Annotated in this window: 15 protein-coding genes and 3 pseudogenes; 11 read left to right on the forward strand and 7 right to left on the reverse strand. The window is 71.9% G+C overall.

Annotation, left to right across the window (positions count from 1 at the left end):
- Positions 1 to 38 precede the first annotated feature (38 nt).
- Positions 39 to 696: pseudogene (locus tag ABZV31_RS12350) on the forward strand (M15 family metallopeptidase).
- Here the strand turns inward: ABZV31_RS12350 and ABZV31_RS12355 are convergent.
- The 3 genes and pseudogenes from ABZV31_RS12355 to ABZV31_RS12365 form a co-directional block, all read right to left on the reverse strand.
- Positions 693 to 1,658 (reverse strand): SDR family NAD(P)-dependent oxidoreductase, encoded by a 966-nt coding sequence (locus ABZV31_RS12355; RefSeq protein WP_355891738.1) that lies wholly within the window; start codon positions 1,656 to 1,658, stop codon positions 693 to 695. The pseudogene ABZV31_RS12350 and the gene ABZV31_RS12355 overlap by 4 nt on opposite strands.
- Before the next feature lie 281 nt (positions 1,659 to 1,939).
- A pseudogene (locus ABZV31_RS12360) lies at positions 1,940 to 2,272 on the reverse strand (FUSC family protein); the annotation flags it as partial.
- Between the two features lie 6 nt (positions 2,273 to 2,278).
- Entirely contained in the window at positions 2,279 to 3,313 is a 1,035-nt protein-coding gene (locus ABZV31_RS12365) for a PHP domain-containing protein (RefSeq protein WP_355891740.1), read from the reverse strand.
- 445 nt (positions 3,314 to 3,758) lie between these two features.
- On the opposite strand from ABZV31_RS12365, the gene ABZV31_RS12370 reads away from it, so the two are divergent.
- Together ABZV31_RS12370 and ABZV31_RS12375 are read left to right on the forward strand one after the other, a co-directional pair.
- Positions 3,759 to 4,088, forward strand: coding sequence for a hypothetical protein (locus tag ABZV31_RS12370; RefSeq protein ID WP_355891743.1), 330 nt, complete (start codon positions 3,759 to 3,761; stop codon positions 4,086 to 4,088).
- Positions 4,089 to 4,131: 43 nt separating this feature from the next.
- Positions 4,132 to 4,377: a hypothetical protein gene (locus ABZV31_RS12375; RefSeq protein ID WP_355891746.1), complete on the forward strand. Its 246-nt coding sequence runs from the start codon at positions 4,132 to 4,134 to the stop codon at positions 4,375 to 4,377.
- Positions 4,378 to 4,383: 6 nt separating this feature from the next.
- Here ABZV31_RS12375 and ABZV31_RS12380 read toward each other — a convergent pair whose 3' ends face one another.
- Both ABZV31_RS12380 and ABZV31_RS12385 read right to left on the reverse strand, forming a co-directional pair.
- Positions 4,384 to 5,622: a lectin gene (locus ABZV31_RS12380; RefSeq protein ID WP_355891749.1), complete on the reverse strand. Its 1,239-nt coding sequence runs from the start codon at positions 5,620 to 5,622 to the stop codon at positions 4,384 to 4,386.
- A gap of 150 nt (positions 5,623 to 5,772) precedes the next feature.
- On the reverse strand, positions 5,773 to 6,321 hold the full coding sequence (locus tag ABZV31_RS12385; protein WP_355891751.1) for a VanZ family protein: 549 nt from the start codon (positions 6,319 to 6,321) through the stop codon (positions 5,773 to 5,775).
- 242 nt (positions 6,322 to 6,563) lie between these two features.
- On the opposite strand from ABZV31_RS12385, the gene ABZV31_RS12390 reads away from it, so the two are divergent.
- From ABZV31_RS12390 to ABZV31_RS12425, 8 genes and pseudogenes are all read left to right on the forward strand, one after another.
- The gene (locus tag ABZV31_RS12390) at positions 6,564 to 6,746 is read left to right on the forward strand and encodes a hypothetical protein (RefSeq protein ID WP_355891753.1); all 183 of its coding nucleotides are present in this window, start codon (positions 6,564 to 6,566) and stop codon (positions 6,744 to 6,746) included.
- Entirely contained in the window at positions 6,743 to 7,195 is a 453-nt protein-coding gene (locus tag ABZV31_RS12395) for an MrpF/PhaF family protein (protein WP_355891755.1), read from the forward strand. The genes ABZV31_RS12390 and ABZV31_RS12395 overlap by 4 nt, the downstream gene beginning before the upstream one ends.
- Positions 7,188 to 7,448: a hydrogenase subunit MbhD domain-containing protein gene (locus ABZV31_RS12400; RefSeq protein WP_355891758.1), complete on the forward strand. Its 261-nt coding sequence runs from the start codon at positions 7,188 to 7,190 to the stop codon at positions 7,446 to 7,448. The genes ABZV31_RS12395 and ABZV31_RS12400 overlap by 8 nt, the downstream gene beginning before the upstream one ends.
- Positions 7,445 to 8,182 carry an MnhB domain-containing protein gene (locus ABZV31_RS12405; protein WP_355891761.1) on the forward strand — a complete coding sequence of 246 codons (738 nt, stop codon included), beginning with the start codon at positions 7,445 to 7,447 and terminating at the stop codon, positions 8,180 to 8,182. The genes ABZV31_RS12400 and ABZV31_RS12405 overlap by 4 nt, the downstream gene beginning before the upstream one ends.
- A gap of 16 nt (positions 8,183 to 8,198) precedes the next feature.
- On the forward strand, positions 8,199 to 8,549 hold the full coding sequence (locus tag ABZV31_RS12410; protein WP_355891875.1) for a sodium:proton antiporter: 351 nt from the start codon (positions 8,199 to 8,201) through the stop codon (positions 8,547 to 8,549).
- A pseudogene (locus ABZV31_RS12415) lies at positions 8,549 to 10,312 on the forward strand (complex I subunit 5 family protein). Before ABZV31_RS12410 ends, ABZV31_RS12415 begins: the two are co-directional and overlap by 1 nt.
- A 536-nt stretch (positions 10,313 to 10,848) precedes the next feature.
- Positions 10,849 to 11,409, forward strand: a complete 561-nt coding sequence (locus ABZV31_RS12420) for a M48 family metalloprotease (protein ID WP_355891763.1) — start codon at positions 10,849 to 10,851, stop codon at positions 11,407 to 11,409.
- A 52-nt stretch (positions 11,410 to 11,461) separates the two neighbouring features.
- Positions 11,462 to 11,791, forward strand: coding sequence for a hypothetical protein (locus ABZV31_RS12425; RefSeq protein WP_355891766.1), 330 nt, complete (start codon positions 11,462 to 11,464; stop codon positions 11,789 to 11,791).
- Here the strand turns inward: ABZV31_RS12425 and ABZV31_RS12430 are convergent.
- On the reverse strand, positions 11,724 to 11,972 hold the full coding sequence (locus ABZV31_RS12430; RefSeq protein ID WP_355891769.1) for a hypothetical protein: 249 nt from the start codon (positions 11,970 to 11,972) through the stop codon (positions 11,724 to 11,726). The two genes, ABZV31_RS12425 and ABZV31_RS12430, sit on opposite strands and share 68 nt — an antisense overlap.
- Positions 11,973 to 12,186: 214 nt before the next feature.
- Positions 12,187 to 12,849, reverse strand: a complete 663-nt coding sequence (locus ABZV31_RS12435) for a DUF4230 domain-containing protein (protein ID WP_355891772.1) — start codon at positions 12,847 to 12,849, stop codon at positions 12,187 to 12,189.
- Between the last annotated feature and the right edge of the window lie 150 nt (positions 12,850 to 12,999).

Genomic DNA, 12,999 nt, shown 5'->3' on the forward strand with positions numbered 1-12,999 from the left:
GCACCGCCGGTTCGCACGACCGCGAGATGATCACGAGCATGAGCGAGATCATCCTGATGTCCGACGCCCGGGTCGCCGCCGTTCCCGTGGCGGAGTGCGGGGAGCCCCTCCTCGACGTACGAGACGTGCTGCTGGTCGACGACCGCAAGCACAAGGACTCCCACGGCGCCGAAGTCCATCTGCGCCGGGGCGTCCTCGACCGCATCCTCGCAGCGCAGGCCCTGCTGCCCGACGGCCTGCGCCTGCTCTTCGTGGAGGGGTACCGGCCACCGGCCCTCCAGCGGTTCTACTTTCGAGCGCTACGCGGACGAACTGCATACCGCGCACCCGCAGTGGCCCGCCGACCGGATCCGCTCGGCAGCCAGCCGCTACGTCTCCCCGCCCGAGATCGCCCCGCACACCGCGGGCGCCGCCGTCGACCTGACGCTCGCGGACGCCGACGGCCGCGAACTCGACCTGGGCACCGCGATCAACGCCAGTCCCGAGGAGAGCGACGGCGCCTGCTGCACCGGGGCGGAGAACATCTCGGACGAGGCCCGGGCCCACCGCGAGGTGCTGGGCCGGGCGCTGACCGCGGCCGGGCTGGTCAACTACCCCACCGAGTGGTGGCACTGGTCGTACGGAGACCGCTACTGGGCCCTGACGACCGACGCGCCCGCTGCCCTGTACGGCCCCAGGGAACCGGACGAGTCCTAGGCCGCGAACGCGTTCACGCCCGTCAGCTGGGCCGACAGCTCCCACAGGCGGGCCGCCTGGTCCGGGTCGGTCGCCCAGTCCTTCACGCCGACCCGTTCGCCGTCCGCGGGAGCGGGCCCGGCGATGTCGCAGTCCTCCAGGTAGACGCCGCCCAGGCCGTCCAGCTGGGGCGAGGTGGCCGCCCAGACCTGGGTGGCCGCGCCCTGCTGCGGGGTCTTGAAGCCCTCGGGGTTCAGGGGGTTGCCGCTCTCGTCGATCCAGCCGCGCTCGACCATCTCCTCCTTGGGCAGGTGCCGTTGGAGAGGGGTGAGGATGCCGCCGGGGTGGAGGGAGAAGGCCCGGACGCCGGCGTTCCGGGCGAGCCTGTCGAGGTGGACGGCGAACAGGGCGTTCGCGGTCTTGGCCTGGCCGTAGGCCTCCCACTTGTCGTAGCCCTGCCGCCAGTGGATGTCGTCCCAGCGGATGCCGGAGAAGTGGTGGCCGCGGGAGGAGACCGAGACGACGCGGGCGCCGCCCGGCTCGATCGCCGGCCACAGGCGGTTGACGAGGGCGAAGTGCCCGAGGTGGTTCGTCGCGAACTGGGCCTCCCAGCCGGGCCCGACCCGCGTCTCCGGGCAGGCCATGACGGCGGCGCTGTTGATGACGAAGTCCACCGTGCGGCCGGACGCCAGGAATCGCTCGGCGAAGGCGCGGACGCTCTCGAGGTCGCCGAGGTCGAGCTCGTCCACCTCGACGCCATCCACGCCGGTCAGCGCCTCCCGGGCGGTGGCCGGGCGGCGGGCGGGGACGACGACCCGGGCGCCCGCCTTGGTGAGCGCTCGCGTGATCTCCAGGCCGAGGCCCGAGTAGCCACCGGTGACGAGGGCGAGCCTGCCGGTGAGGTCGATGCCCTCGAGGACGTCGTCGGCGGTGCTCGTCGCGCCAAAACCCGAACCGATCTTGTGCTGTGCCGTAGTGCTCATGTCCGGCACGCTACGAATTGGAGTGCTCTCGAAGTCAAGCGAAGCCGGTGGCGCGAAAAAAGCCCCGACCGGACGGGGGGATCACGGTCGGGGCGGTCAAGGTGTGGGCACGCATGGCGGTCGCCTCTCGGCGAAGGGCTCCACAGGGCTTCAGCCGAACGATCGTCCATGTGGGCAATAGGTGAGGCCCGGGGACACTGTCCCATCCGCACCCACGGTTGGTTTAGCGGGGAACTACCGGCTGGTGTTCCGCTGTCTGCCATGTTCTGCGGTGATCTGCATCACTCCCGTAAGGCGCCCGGAACGGCCTCCGCCCACAGGTTCTCCGCCTGCAGCAGCAGCGACCCGAGCACCGCCGTCCGGGCCGCCTCCCGCCTCGCGTGCTCGCGCAGGCCGGCCTGCAGCCGCCGGTGCAGTTCCCGCCGCGTCGCCTCGGCCCGGCCGTCCGGAAACTGGGTGGCCTGACCGTCGAGCAGGCGGCGGCTCTCCGCGTGGCAGGCGTCCGCGATCAGGTCCAGCAGATGCGCGTAGGTGTGCAGCACCGGCGGGTCGGGCGGCGCGGGCGTGCGGTCGTCGTCGGCGGCGACCGTGAGGGTCCGGGTGAGCGCCCGGACACCACGTCAGGCGCCCGCCACCCCGGACGGTGTACGCCGCTCCCGGGTCCAGGCCAGCAGCTCGTCCATGGACCACGTGGTCACCACGCGCTCGGGGGGCACCCCGCACTCCTCGGCCCGCGCGCACCCGTGGATCTGCCAGTCCAGCTGGCCGGGCGCGTGCGCGTCGGTGTCCACGGAGAACAGCACGCCCGCCTCGACCGCCCGGCGCAGCAGGCGCCGCGGCGGGTCCAGCCGCTCCGGACGGCTGTTGATCTCCAGGGCCGTGCCGGACTCGGCGCAGGCGGCGAACACCTCGTCCGCGTCGAACTCCGACTCCGGCCGCCCGCGCCCGGTCAGCAGCCGTCCGGTGCAGTGCCCGAGGATGTCGGAGTGCGGATTGCGTACGGCGGCCACCATGCGGCGGGTCATCGAGCGGGCGTCCATCCGCAGCTTGGAGTGCACCGACACCACCACGACGTCCAGCTGCTCCAGCAGCTCCGGCTCCTGGTCGAGCGAGCCGTCGTCGAGGATGTCGCACTCGATGCCGGTCAGCAGCCGGAAGGGAGCCCACGTCCCGTTCAGCTCCGCCACCACCTGAAGCTGCTCGCGCAGCCGCTCGGCCGTGAGGCCGCGTGCCACCGTCAGCCGCGGCGAGTGGTCCGTGAGGACCGCCCACTCGTGCCCGAGGCGCGCCGCCGTCCGCCCCATCTCCTCGATGGGGCTGCCGCCGTCGGACCAGTCGGAGTGCAGGTGGCAGTCGCCGCGCAGCAGCGCCCGCAGCCGTTCGCCGCCCTGCGTGAGCGGGCCCTCGGCCTCGCCCTCGAGCTTCTGCAGATAGCCGGGCACCTTCCCGGCCAGCGCCTCGCGCACCACCTGCGCCGTCTTCGGGCCGACGCCCTTGAGCGACTCCAGCGTCCCCGCCGTGGCCCGCTCGGCCACCTCCTCCGCGGGCAGCTCGGCCAGCACCCGGGCCGCGGTGCGGAAGGCGCGCAGGTACGTCGGCGCCAGGGACCGCTCCAGCAGGAAGGCGATCCGGTCCAGTGCCTCGACGGGGTCCATCGCCACCTCCACCACCAGAGTTCCCCAGCCCCAACGGGGCCGCACGAGCAAGACCCCGGCGGGGCCGCACGCCGGGAATGCCACCGGCCGCACGACGGGTACTCCGTCCCGGCCGCGGACCCGCCCGTTTGCCCGGTACGCCCCCGGGTACCGCGATGCCTCGTCCGTGAGCGCCGGTTCGCACCTGACCGGCCACGACTGGCGGCGTCCCTGAGCGGGCCCCCGTGAGACTGCCCACCAGCGCCTGCGACCGCCGCGTCGGCAGCTATCGGCACACCAAGGAGAGCGAGACCTACGGCCTGACGACGATGCTGCGCGAGCACGTCACGTGCGGGCGCGGCGAGATCGTTCAGCTACCCGGCCAAGGGCGGCATCGAGAGGGTACGGGCGCTGGTGGACGAGCAGGCGCACGCCGTCGTCCGCGCCCTGCTGCGGCGCCCGCGCGGTGCGGAGCGGCTCTGTCTGCGTCTTCCGGGAGCGGGGCGCCTGGCACGACCTGCACAGCGACGACCTGAACGAGGCGCTGCGCCGGCTGTCCGGGACCGACATCACCGCCAAGGACTTCCGCACCTGGCACGCCACGGTGCTCGCCGCCGTGGCGGTCGCCGTCACCACGAAGGAGGCCCGGGCGACGCCCGCGGCCCGGCGCCCGCAGATCGCCCGGGCGGTCCGCGATCGCCCCGTGCTCACCCGGCTGGGGGAACACGGGGACTTCGGGTGTCCGGCCGTGCAAGGGGCCGTCGAGGCGGCGGTGCTCGAGCTGCTGGAAGGGTGAAGCGGGGAGCCGTCGACGCGGGTTGCGATTTACGCTTGGTGGCATGACCGAAGTCGGGAGCCCCCATATTTCCCACCCGCGGATCATGGTGCACCGGGTACAGCCGGGCGGACCGGGCACGCCGCCGTTCCGCATCGTGGAGATCGACGGTCAGGTGGTCGGCGAGGCGAAGACCATCACGGACGTCCTCGAAGCCGCCGCCGCGTACGGCATCGTCGTCCACGACCTCGACGACCCTGACGTGGTCCGCTGGGTCGGCGGCGACAAGTTCACCTGGAGGCCGCACTAGGCTCGCTCAGCCGACCGTCCACTTCTGGTTGGCACCGCCCGTGCAGGTCCAGATCTGCAGCCGGGTGCCGTTGGCCGCGTTGTTCCCGGTGACGTCCAGGCACTTGTTCGCCTGCGGGTTCACGATGTCGTGCGCCGAGGAGACGGCCCACTTCTGGTTCGGGCCGCCGGTGCAGTCCCACAGCTGGACCGTCGAGCCGTCCGCGGTGCCGTTGTCGGTGACGTCGAGGCACTTGCCGAGCGCGCGGAGCGTGCCGTCCGAGGCGACCGTCCACTGCTGGGCGGTGGTGCCGTTGCAGTCGTAGAGCTGCACCGGGGCGCCGTTGGCGGAGTTCGCGCCGGCCACGTCCATGCACTTGTCGGCCAGCCCCCGGATCGCGCCCCCGGCGGGTGTGTTGCTCGTCGTCACCGACACCGAGTCCACCACCAGCTGCTGCGGGAAGACGGTGGAGCCGTCCGGGTCGCCGGGCCAGTAGCCGCCCACCGCCAGGTTCAGGATCAGGAAGAACGGCTTGTTGAACACCCACGTCTTCCCGCCCAGGTCGGCGGGCGTGCGGCGCTGGTAGACGTTCCCGTCCACCGACCAGGTGATCGAGTCGGGAGCCCAGTCGACGGCGAAGGTGTGGAAGGCGTCCGCGAAGGCCTGGCCGCCCGGCAGCGAGTAGGCCGCGCCGATGCCGCCCGAGCCGGAGTAGCCGGGGCCGTGGATGGTGCCGTGGACGGTCGAGGGCTCGAAGCCGACGTTCTCCATGACGTCGATCTCGCCCGAGTCGGGCCAGCCCACCTGTCCGATGTCGTTGCCGAGCATCCAGAACGCGGGCCACATGCCCTGCCCGCGCGGGATCTTCATCCGGGCCTCGACGTGCCCGTACTGCGCGGCGAACCTCCCGGCCGTGTTCAGCCGGGCCGAGGTGTACTGGCAGGTTCCGTACCAGCACTGGTAGTTGGCCGGGTTTTCGCGCCGGGCGGTGATCACCAGATGGCCCTGGCCGTCCAGGGCGGCGTTCTTGTTGCCCGATGTGTAGTACTGCCGCTCGTGGTTGTTGACGTTGTCGCCGGTCTCCGTCTGCCACTTGGAGGAGTCGACGGCCGCGCCCGCGGGCCCGTCGAAGGTGTCGGAGAACGTCACGGTGTCGGCGGAGACATCCGTCGTGTCCGCCCGCGCGGGGCCGATCGCGGCGGAGCCGGCCAGCACGGCGGACAGGGCGGCGAGGAGACATCTGCGGAGCAGGCGTGGAGAGGCCACGGCTCTCCCTTCCGTACGGCGGCCCGGAACAGGGACGCGCCGACTGAGGTGGGGGGTTGGAGTGCGTTGCCTCTTGATTTAAGAAGTGAGATAAAGGGCAGTCAATACCTTGGTACGGACCAGTTCTGACGGTCGCTCGCGTCACTCGCGTCACTCGCGTCGCTTGCGCGCGTGCACGGCCCGGCCGAGCCGCCGCCCCAGGAGCAGGTAACCGACCAGCGTCCCCGTGGTGTTGAGGATGACGTCGTCGATGTCGAAGGCCCTCCCGGTGATCAGGGCGCCCTGGGCGAACTCCACGAGCAGCATCACGATCGCGGTCAGCAGGAGGACGCGCAGCAGTCCGCGCGCCCGTGGTGCGACGACCGGCACCAGCACGCCGAACGGGACACCGAGCAGCAGGTTCCCGCCGATCTGCCTGAGCGCGTCGCGCAGCCCCGGCTCGTCCAGATAGGCCCGCAACGAGCGGCCCGGATGCAGATTGGTGTGCGCCAGCGATGCCGAGGCCGGCGACGGCTCCAGGGTCAGCCGGGCCAGTACGACGGCGAACGCCACCATGAAGGCGAAGGCGCACAGCATCGCCAGCAGCCGGAGCGGCCAGGGGAGTGGCCGGCGTTCGCCGGGTGCCGGCTGCGGTGCGCGCTCGGCCCTGGTCGTGCGCAGGCGAAAAGCGGTACGCGGACGGGGCACGACACGGGCCATACGGTCCTCCAGTCCTTAACTTCCCTGCGTAACACGTCGGTTACCCGCGAACCGGGCCACGATGCCGATGCCGATGCCCTGTTCCTGGCGTCGTACGCACCCGGTTTCTTTTCCCGTCGACGGGGCATCCGGGCTGGGACCCCGCGCGCCGCCGACCTCCTCAGCCGGGGCGGTGCTTGGATGCCGGGAAGCGGCGAACGGGACATCCGTCGCACATCAGCGAGGGCCTGCGGAGGTGGCGTGTGAACCGGCGGACGGCGCTCCTCGCCGTGGGCGAGGTCCTGGCCTGGTGGGCCGTGCTCACCCTGCTGTGGCTGGTCTTCATCAGCGCGGCCGACACCCTTGAACTGGCGGTGGGCGCGGGCGCCGCGGGCGTCGGGGCGCTCGCCGCACGGGCCGCACGAAGGGCGGTGACCTGGCGGTGAACGGCTGGATCCTCGCGGCGACGGTCGTGCTGGCCGGGGGACTGGGGGCGGCCCTGTGGGGCGTCGCCGGCGGGCCGCTGCGGCGCCGGGTCGTCGCCCAGAACCTGTCCACCGCTGTGGCCTGTCCCGGCCTGCTGCTGCTCTCACAGGGCTACAGCCGCCCCTCCTACGTCGATCTCGCCCTGCTCCTCGCGATCCTCGGTCCGGTCGGCACCCTGGTCTTCGCGCGGCCGCTCGCCGACGAACTCGCCGGCGACCCGCCGCGCGCCTGGGGCCTGACCTGGGCCGCCGCCGGCCTCGGCGCGGTGGTGGTGCTGGTGCTGTGCGCGGCCACCGGACCGAGCCGGGCCATGGTGAAGCTCCTGGTCGTCGGGGCGCTGCTGATCGGCGGGAACGTCATCGCCTCCCGGGCGCTGTCCGGCGGATTCCAGGCGGTCCGCCTTGGCTGACGCGGTCATCGTCGTCGCGCTGCTGCTCGTGGCCGCCTCCGCGACCGCGGCCGTCGCCAATCGCGACCCCGTGCGCCAGGCCCTCGTCCTGGCCGTCCTCGGCGTCGCCCTCGCCGTGCTGTTCACCGTCCTGCAGGCGCCCGACGTCGGGCTGTCGCAGCTGGCGGTGGGCGCGGCCCTGACGCCGCTGCTGATCATGCTGTCGGTCCGCAAGGTCCGCAGGCGCCCCCGGACCAAGGACGGCAAACGATGAGCCCGCGCGTGCGACTGTGGCTCGTGGCCGCGGGCGGCGCGGGGCTCGCTGCCCTGCTCGTCGCCGCCTGCCTGCACCTTCCCGCGTTCGGCGGCTCGTGGCATCCCTACGGCGCTCGTGCGGTGCGCGCGTCGCTTTCGCGGCAGATCGCCAACACCGTCTCCTCCGTCAACTTCGACCAGCGTGCCTTCGACACGCTCGGCGAGATGACCATCCTCTTCGCGGCCGTCCTCGGCTGTGTCGTCCTGCTGCGGCAGGCCCGCGACGAGCACCGCGCTCCGCCCGAACCCGCCGACGTCGTGCTGCCCGTACGCCGTTACGCCCTGATCGTGCTGCCCGTCGCCCTGCTCACCGGCCTCTACGTCGTCGCCCACGGGCAGCTCAGCCCGGGCGGCGGCTTCCAGGGCGGCGTCGTTGCCGCGACCGCGCTGCACCTGCTGTACCTCGGCGCCGACTACCGCGCCCTGGGACGCATCCGGCCGGTCGGCCTGTACGAGGTCGGCGACGCGCTCTCCGCCTGCGCCTTGGTGCTGGGCCTCGCGGGCGTCCTGGCGGGCACCGCCTTCCTCGCCAACACGCTGCTGCCGTACGGCACGTTCAACACGCTGTCCTCCGGCGGCACCGTGCCCCTGCTGAACGCGGCCATCGGCATGGAGGTCGCCTGCGCGGTGGTCGTACTGCTCGCCCGCTTCCTGGACCAGGCCGTCGAGATCGAGGAGGAGAGCGGGAAGTGAGAAGGCCGTGACCGCCGTGCTGCACATCCTTCCGTACCTGGTCGCGGTGTGGGTCTTCCTGACCGGTTGCTACGGCCTCGCCACCAGCCGGAACCTGATCCACGCCGTCGGCTGCCTGGCCGTGTGCCAGTCCGCCACCTACGTCCTGCTGCTGGCCGTCGGCTACCGCGACGGCGCCACCGCGCCCGTCTTCTCCGACATCAAGCCCGGCTCGCGGCCCGTGGTCGACCCCGTGGTGCAGGCCCTCGCCCTCACCGACGTGGTCGTCGGCGCCACGGTCACCGCGCTGCTGCTCGCGCTGGTGATGCAGGTCGCCAAGCGGCACGGCACCGTCGACCCCGACGAGCTGAGGGAGCTGCGCGGCTGATGCACCATCTGCTGCCGCTGCTCGTCGCCGTCCCGCTGCTCGGGGCCGCCCTGCTGGTCGCCGGGGGCCGCCGCGTGCCCCGCGTCGTCGCCGAGACCGTCGGCTGCCTGGTCTCCGGAGGGACGGCCGCCCTGGCGATCGTCCTGCTGCTCGACTCCTCGCCGCCGCTGGTCGAGTGGGTCGGCGGCTGGTTCCCCAAGGACGGCGAGAGCGTCGGGATCATCCTGGTCGGGGACGGCGCGGGGCTCGGCATGGCCGCGCTCGCCTCGCTGCTGACGCTGGCCGCGCTGGCGTACTCCTGGTACTACTTCGACGAGCCGCCCCGCGGCCACGCGGGCTCCTTCCCCGCGCTGATGCTGCTCTTCCAGGGGGGGCATGTGCGGCTTCGCGAGCGCGGGGGACTTGTTCAACGCGTTCGTGTTCTTCGAGCTGATGAGTGTCGTCGCCTACGCACTGACCGGCTACCGCATCGACGAGGCCAAGGCCGTGCAGGGCGCCCTGAACTTCGGCGTGATCAACTCGCTGGGCGCGTACGCCCTGCTCATGGGCATCGGCATGCTGTATGCCCGCACCGGCGAGCTGGCCATGGCGAAGATCGGGCGCGGGCTGGACGAGCACGGCGGGCCCGACGCGCTCGTGCTCGCCGGCTTCGTCCTCGTCCTCACCGGTCTGCTGGTGAAGTCCGCCGCGGTGCCCTTCCAGTTCTGGCTGCCGGACGCGCACGCCGTCGCGCCCACGCCCGTGTGCATGCTGTTGTCCGGCGTCATGGTCGAACTCGGCGTGTGTACGGCGTCTGGCGCGTGTACGGCACGGTCTTCTCCGGGCCGGGCGGCATCCCGGCGGCTGACGTGACGCGGGCCCTGGTGGTGCTCGGCGCGCTGACGGCGGCGGTCGGCGCGGTCATGTGCTGGTACCAGCGGCACATCAAGCGACTGCTCGCCTACTCGACGATCGCCCACACGGGACTGTTCCTGGTCGGCATCGGAGTCCTGAAGCTCGAGGCCGACGACGGGATCGCCCTCTACGTCCTCGGGCACGCCGGCGTGAAGGCGGCCCTGTTCGCCTGCGCCGGCATCCTGCTGGACCGCTACGGCTCCGTCGACGAACTCGTCCTGCACGGCAGGGCCCGATGGCTGCGCGGCGTCGCCGTCATGTTCGCCGCCGGGGCGCTGGGGCTGGCCGGACTGCCGCCCTTCGGCACGGCGTTGGGGAAGGCCATCACGGAGGAGGCGGTGGGCGGACCGCTCACCGTGCTGTACGTCGCCGCGTCGGCCGTCACCGGGGGAGCCGTGCTGCGGGTGACCGCCCGGGTCTTCCTCGGGCTCGGCCCCCGACCCGAGGAGCACCGGGAGATCGAGACGACCGGCTCCGGGGAGCAGCCGGAAACCCGGCAGCGGCTGACCCGCGTCCCCGACACCATGAGAACGGTCCCCGCGGTGCTGCTCGCCGCGGCGCTCGCCGTCGGCGTGACCCCCGGCTTCGTCGACCTGGTGGCGCACGCCGTCAACGAATCCGGGTCCGGGGGAGTCGTCACCTCCGTGGAATGGACCCCGACCGGGGTTCTCCTGGGCCTGGTGTCGTCCCTTCTGGCGGTCGGGCTCGCCGCCGTGGCCGTCACCCGCCCGAAGCTGCTGTCCGCACCCGACTGGGCACGGCCGCTCCGGCGCCTGCAGTCCGGCCACGTCGGCGACTACGTGGCCTGGATGCTGGTGGGTACGGCGCTGCTCGGCGCGCTGGCCCTGCCGGGTGTCCTCGGCGCCTGAGCCGAGCCGCGCGCAGTGAGTTCCAGTCAGCCCATTGCCGTACGCGCCCAGCGGACACGGGCTGATCCGGGAGCCGGGAAGGCGTAGTTCACGAAGCGGGTCCGGCCAAGTGCCGCGCTACGCCACGATGCGGACAGGCCGGGCACAGCGGGGGGACTCGCGGGGTGTCGGCCTTTCAAAGGTCTGCACCACGAGGGGGAGCCGTGACGTCCGCGTCCTTCAAACCCATCACATTCTCCATCCCCTTGATCTCCATCCCCTTGATCTGGCGGCCCGGCAGCAACTGGAGAGGATTCCGGGGCTCCAGGCCGCGGCGAAGAAGTACCGCAGCATGATCGCGGACCGGCGGGACCGCGCCTGGCTGCTGTCCAACGCGATCCGGCTGAGCCCTCATCAGGTCCCGGACGTCTACAAGCTGCTCCCGCCGATCTGCGGGGCCTTCGGTATCGAGGAGCCCGAGCTGTATCTGATGCCCGGCCCGGCCAACGTGCTGACGTTCGGGCACTCCAGGACCTGCGTCGTGATCCACAACGCACGTGCTGTACCGGCAGATGGCGCTCGCGGTGTTCAGCGGCATGGCGGCCCTGAGCGGCAAGGCCGGCATGGTGGCCGCCCTGCTCTCGGAACCGCTGAAGGCGGCGCTGCTGGACTGGTACCGCAAGAGCGAACGCACCGCCGACCGCGCCGCGGTGGCCATCATGGGCGGTCCCGAGGAACTCCAGCGGGCCCTCTTCCACCTGCACGGCATACCCAAGTGGCTGCCGAAGGAGCAGATCAGCCACCAGGCCTTCGCGGCACAGGCCGACGAGTTCGACGCGGCCATGAACGAGGGGAAGCTGGATCGCTTCCTGCTGCGCCAGCCGGACAGCAGCGCCACCCATCCGAATTCGGCCCTGCGGCTGCGGGAGATCCAGCGGTGGGCGGAGTCGGAGACGCTGCGGCAGGTCCTCGCGCTCGCGCGGGGCTCCGGTGCCGACCCCGTCGACGGTACGCACCCGGAGGCATGCGGCGGCTGCGGTGGGCCGGTGAGGGCCGACTGGCTGTTCTGCCAGGGCTGCGGAAAGGGCCTCAAGACCACCACGGGGGCGACCTCATGAGCGCGTTCCACAGCGAGAGGCTCATCGCGTCACGGTTCCCGACCTCGCGCCGGTGGCCGCCGATCTCGCCACCCACTTCCAGGAGCGGGCCTACGAGACCGTCAGCGTCGTGGGTCCGGACGGCGGGCACGAGGTCAGCATCACCAAGGGCGGCATGTTCAAGAAGGCGGTCGGCCTGCGCACCGCGCTGAAGATCGAGCTCATTCCACAGCCGACGGGCACGCTGGTTCGGGCCGGGGTCGGGATCTTCGGCAAGCAGTACGTGCTGTTGCCGATCAGCACGGCCTTGGAGGAGAGCGAGTCGGCGGCATGCTTCATGACGCGCCGTCAGGGGGAGGGCCGCCGCGGTCCGCGTCGGGCCGTGCCTCCCGGATCCGGGTGATCAGGGCGGCGGGATCCCTGACGTTCTGAGCCTCCACCTCGACGCTGCCGCCCGGACCTTCGATGCGTACCGTCACCTGGCTCACGCGGTTCTGCAGCCACACCGAGACGGAGTTCGCCAGGACCGCCCCGCCACCTCCCGTGCCGAAGGAGGCCGGCAGGATCTCGCCGACCGCCCCCATCTCGCCGGGCCGGAGAACGGGCGCGGGGCGGGGCGGGTGAAGCGGACCTGCCGCAGACCGGACTCGTGAAGCAGCCACTGCTGCAACGACCGAAGGTCCGCTTCGCCCTGGTCGGAGTCAACTGTGATGCTGATATCCATTTGCGTACTGTGTCATGAGTGGTGGCGTCACCGAGGCCGGCTCGCGGAGACTGGGCGCAAGCCGCGGTCACCGCTCACGAGCTGTACGAAACGTGCACCTCCTTGAAACCGAGGGAGCGCAGCAGGCCTTCGAGCATGCCGGTGGTGTTGGACTCGGCGCGCGTGGTCAGTCCGCTGCCCTTCGCTGCGTCGGCGATGTGCTTCACCGCGAGCTGCTGCACGGCGTGCTCGCTGTTGGGGTTGTCGGAGAACAGGTCGCCGAGGCGGTTCAGCAGACCGCGCTGCTTGGAGACGGTGTACGAGTGGTCGGGGTCGAGGGCCGGCTTGCCGAGCTGCGCGTGCGGCAGCCGGAGCGTGGCCGACGTGCGGTCGCCGTTGACCTGCACGTCCTTGTCGCCGACCTTGCCGAGGTCGACGTAGGCGTCGACGGTGCCCGCCCCGACGTACAGGGTGCGGGTGCCGCGGATCGCTGCGGGCAGGTACTTGGCGTTCTTCTCCAGGTCCACGACGACCTGGAAGTTGCCGGAGGCGGCGTCGTAGCGGCTGAGGTCCTGGATGGACTTCAGCAGCGCGGGGCCCGAACGGTCGTGCGTCTCGGTGCCGAACAAATCCTTGATGCCCGGCAGCACGGCCAGCCGGATCCCGGCGAACAGCACGACGAGCACCACCACGAGGGCACTCACCACCTTCGCCCAGCCGGGCATGCGACGGGGCAGTCGCCTGATGGAAGTAGTCATTCGACGGTCCTCCTTCCTCCTTCTGCGCATGCCCGCCAAACCCCTTGCCAGACCGCCGCGTTGGCCGATCGACTCCCCTGACGGAGGCACGTGGGGCGCCTGGCGTGCAAGGCGGCCTCCCGCCGGCGCGGCAGGCAGCCGGGCATGCGA

The organism is Streptomyces sp. NPDC005202, assembly GCF_040608235.1.
Lineage (GTDB): Bacteria > Actinomycetota > Actinomycetes > Streptomycetales > Streptomycetaceae > Streptomyces.

Bases quoted from the DNA above. Each gene is read 5' to 3' on its own strand.
- ABZV31_RS12355 (WP_355891738.1), bottom strand. From the start codon at position 1,658: ATGAGCACTACGGCACAGCACAAGATCGGTTCGGGTTTTGGCGCGACG.
- ABZV31_RS12365 (WP_355891740.1), bottom strand. From the start codon at position 3,313: ATGGACCCCGTCGAGGCACTGGACCGGATCGCCTTCCTGCTGGAGCGG.
- ABZV31_RS12375 (WP_355891746.1), top strand. From the start codon at position 4,132: ATGACCGAAGTCGGGAGCCCCCATATTTCCCACCCGCGGATCATGGTG.
- ABZV31_RS12385 (WP_355891751.1), bottom strand. From the start codon at position 6,321: ATGGCCCGTGTCGTGCCCCGTCCGCGTACCGCTTTTCGCCTGCGCACG.
- ABZV31_RS12405 (WP_355891761.1), top strand. From the start codon at position 7,445: ATGAGCCCGCGCGTGCGACTGTGGCTCGTGGCCGCGGGCGGCGCGGGG.
- ABZV31_RS12430 (WP_355891769.1), bottom strand. From the start codon at position 11,972: ATGGGGGCGGTCGGCGAGATCCTGCCGGCCTCCTTCGGCACGGGAGGT.
- ABZV31_RS12435 (WP_355891772.1), bottom strand. From the start codon at position 12,849: ATGACTACTTCCATCAGGCGACTGCCCCGTCGCATGCCCGGCTGGGCG.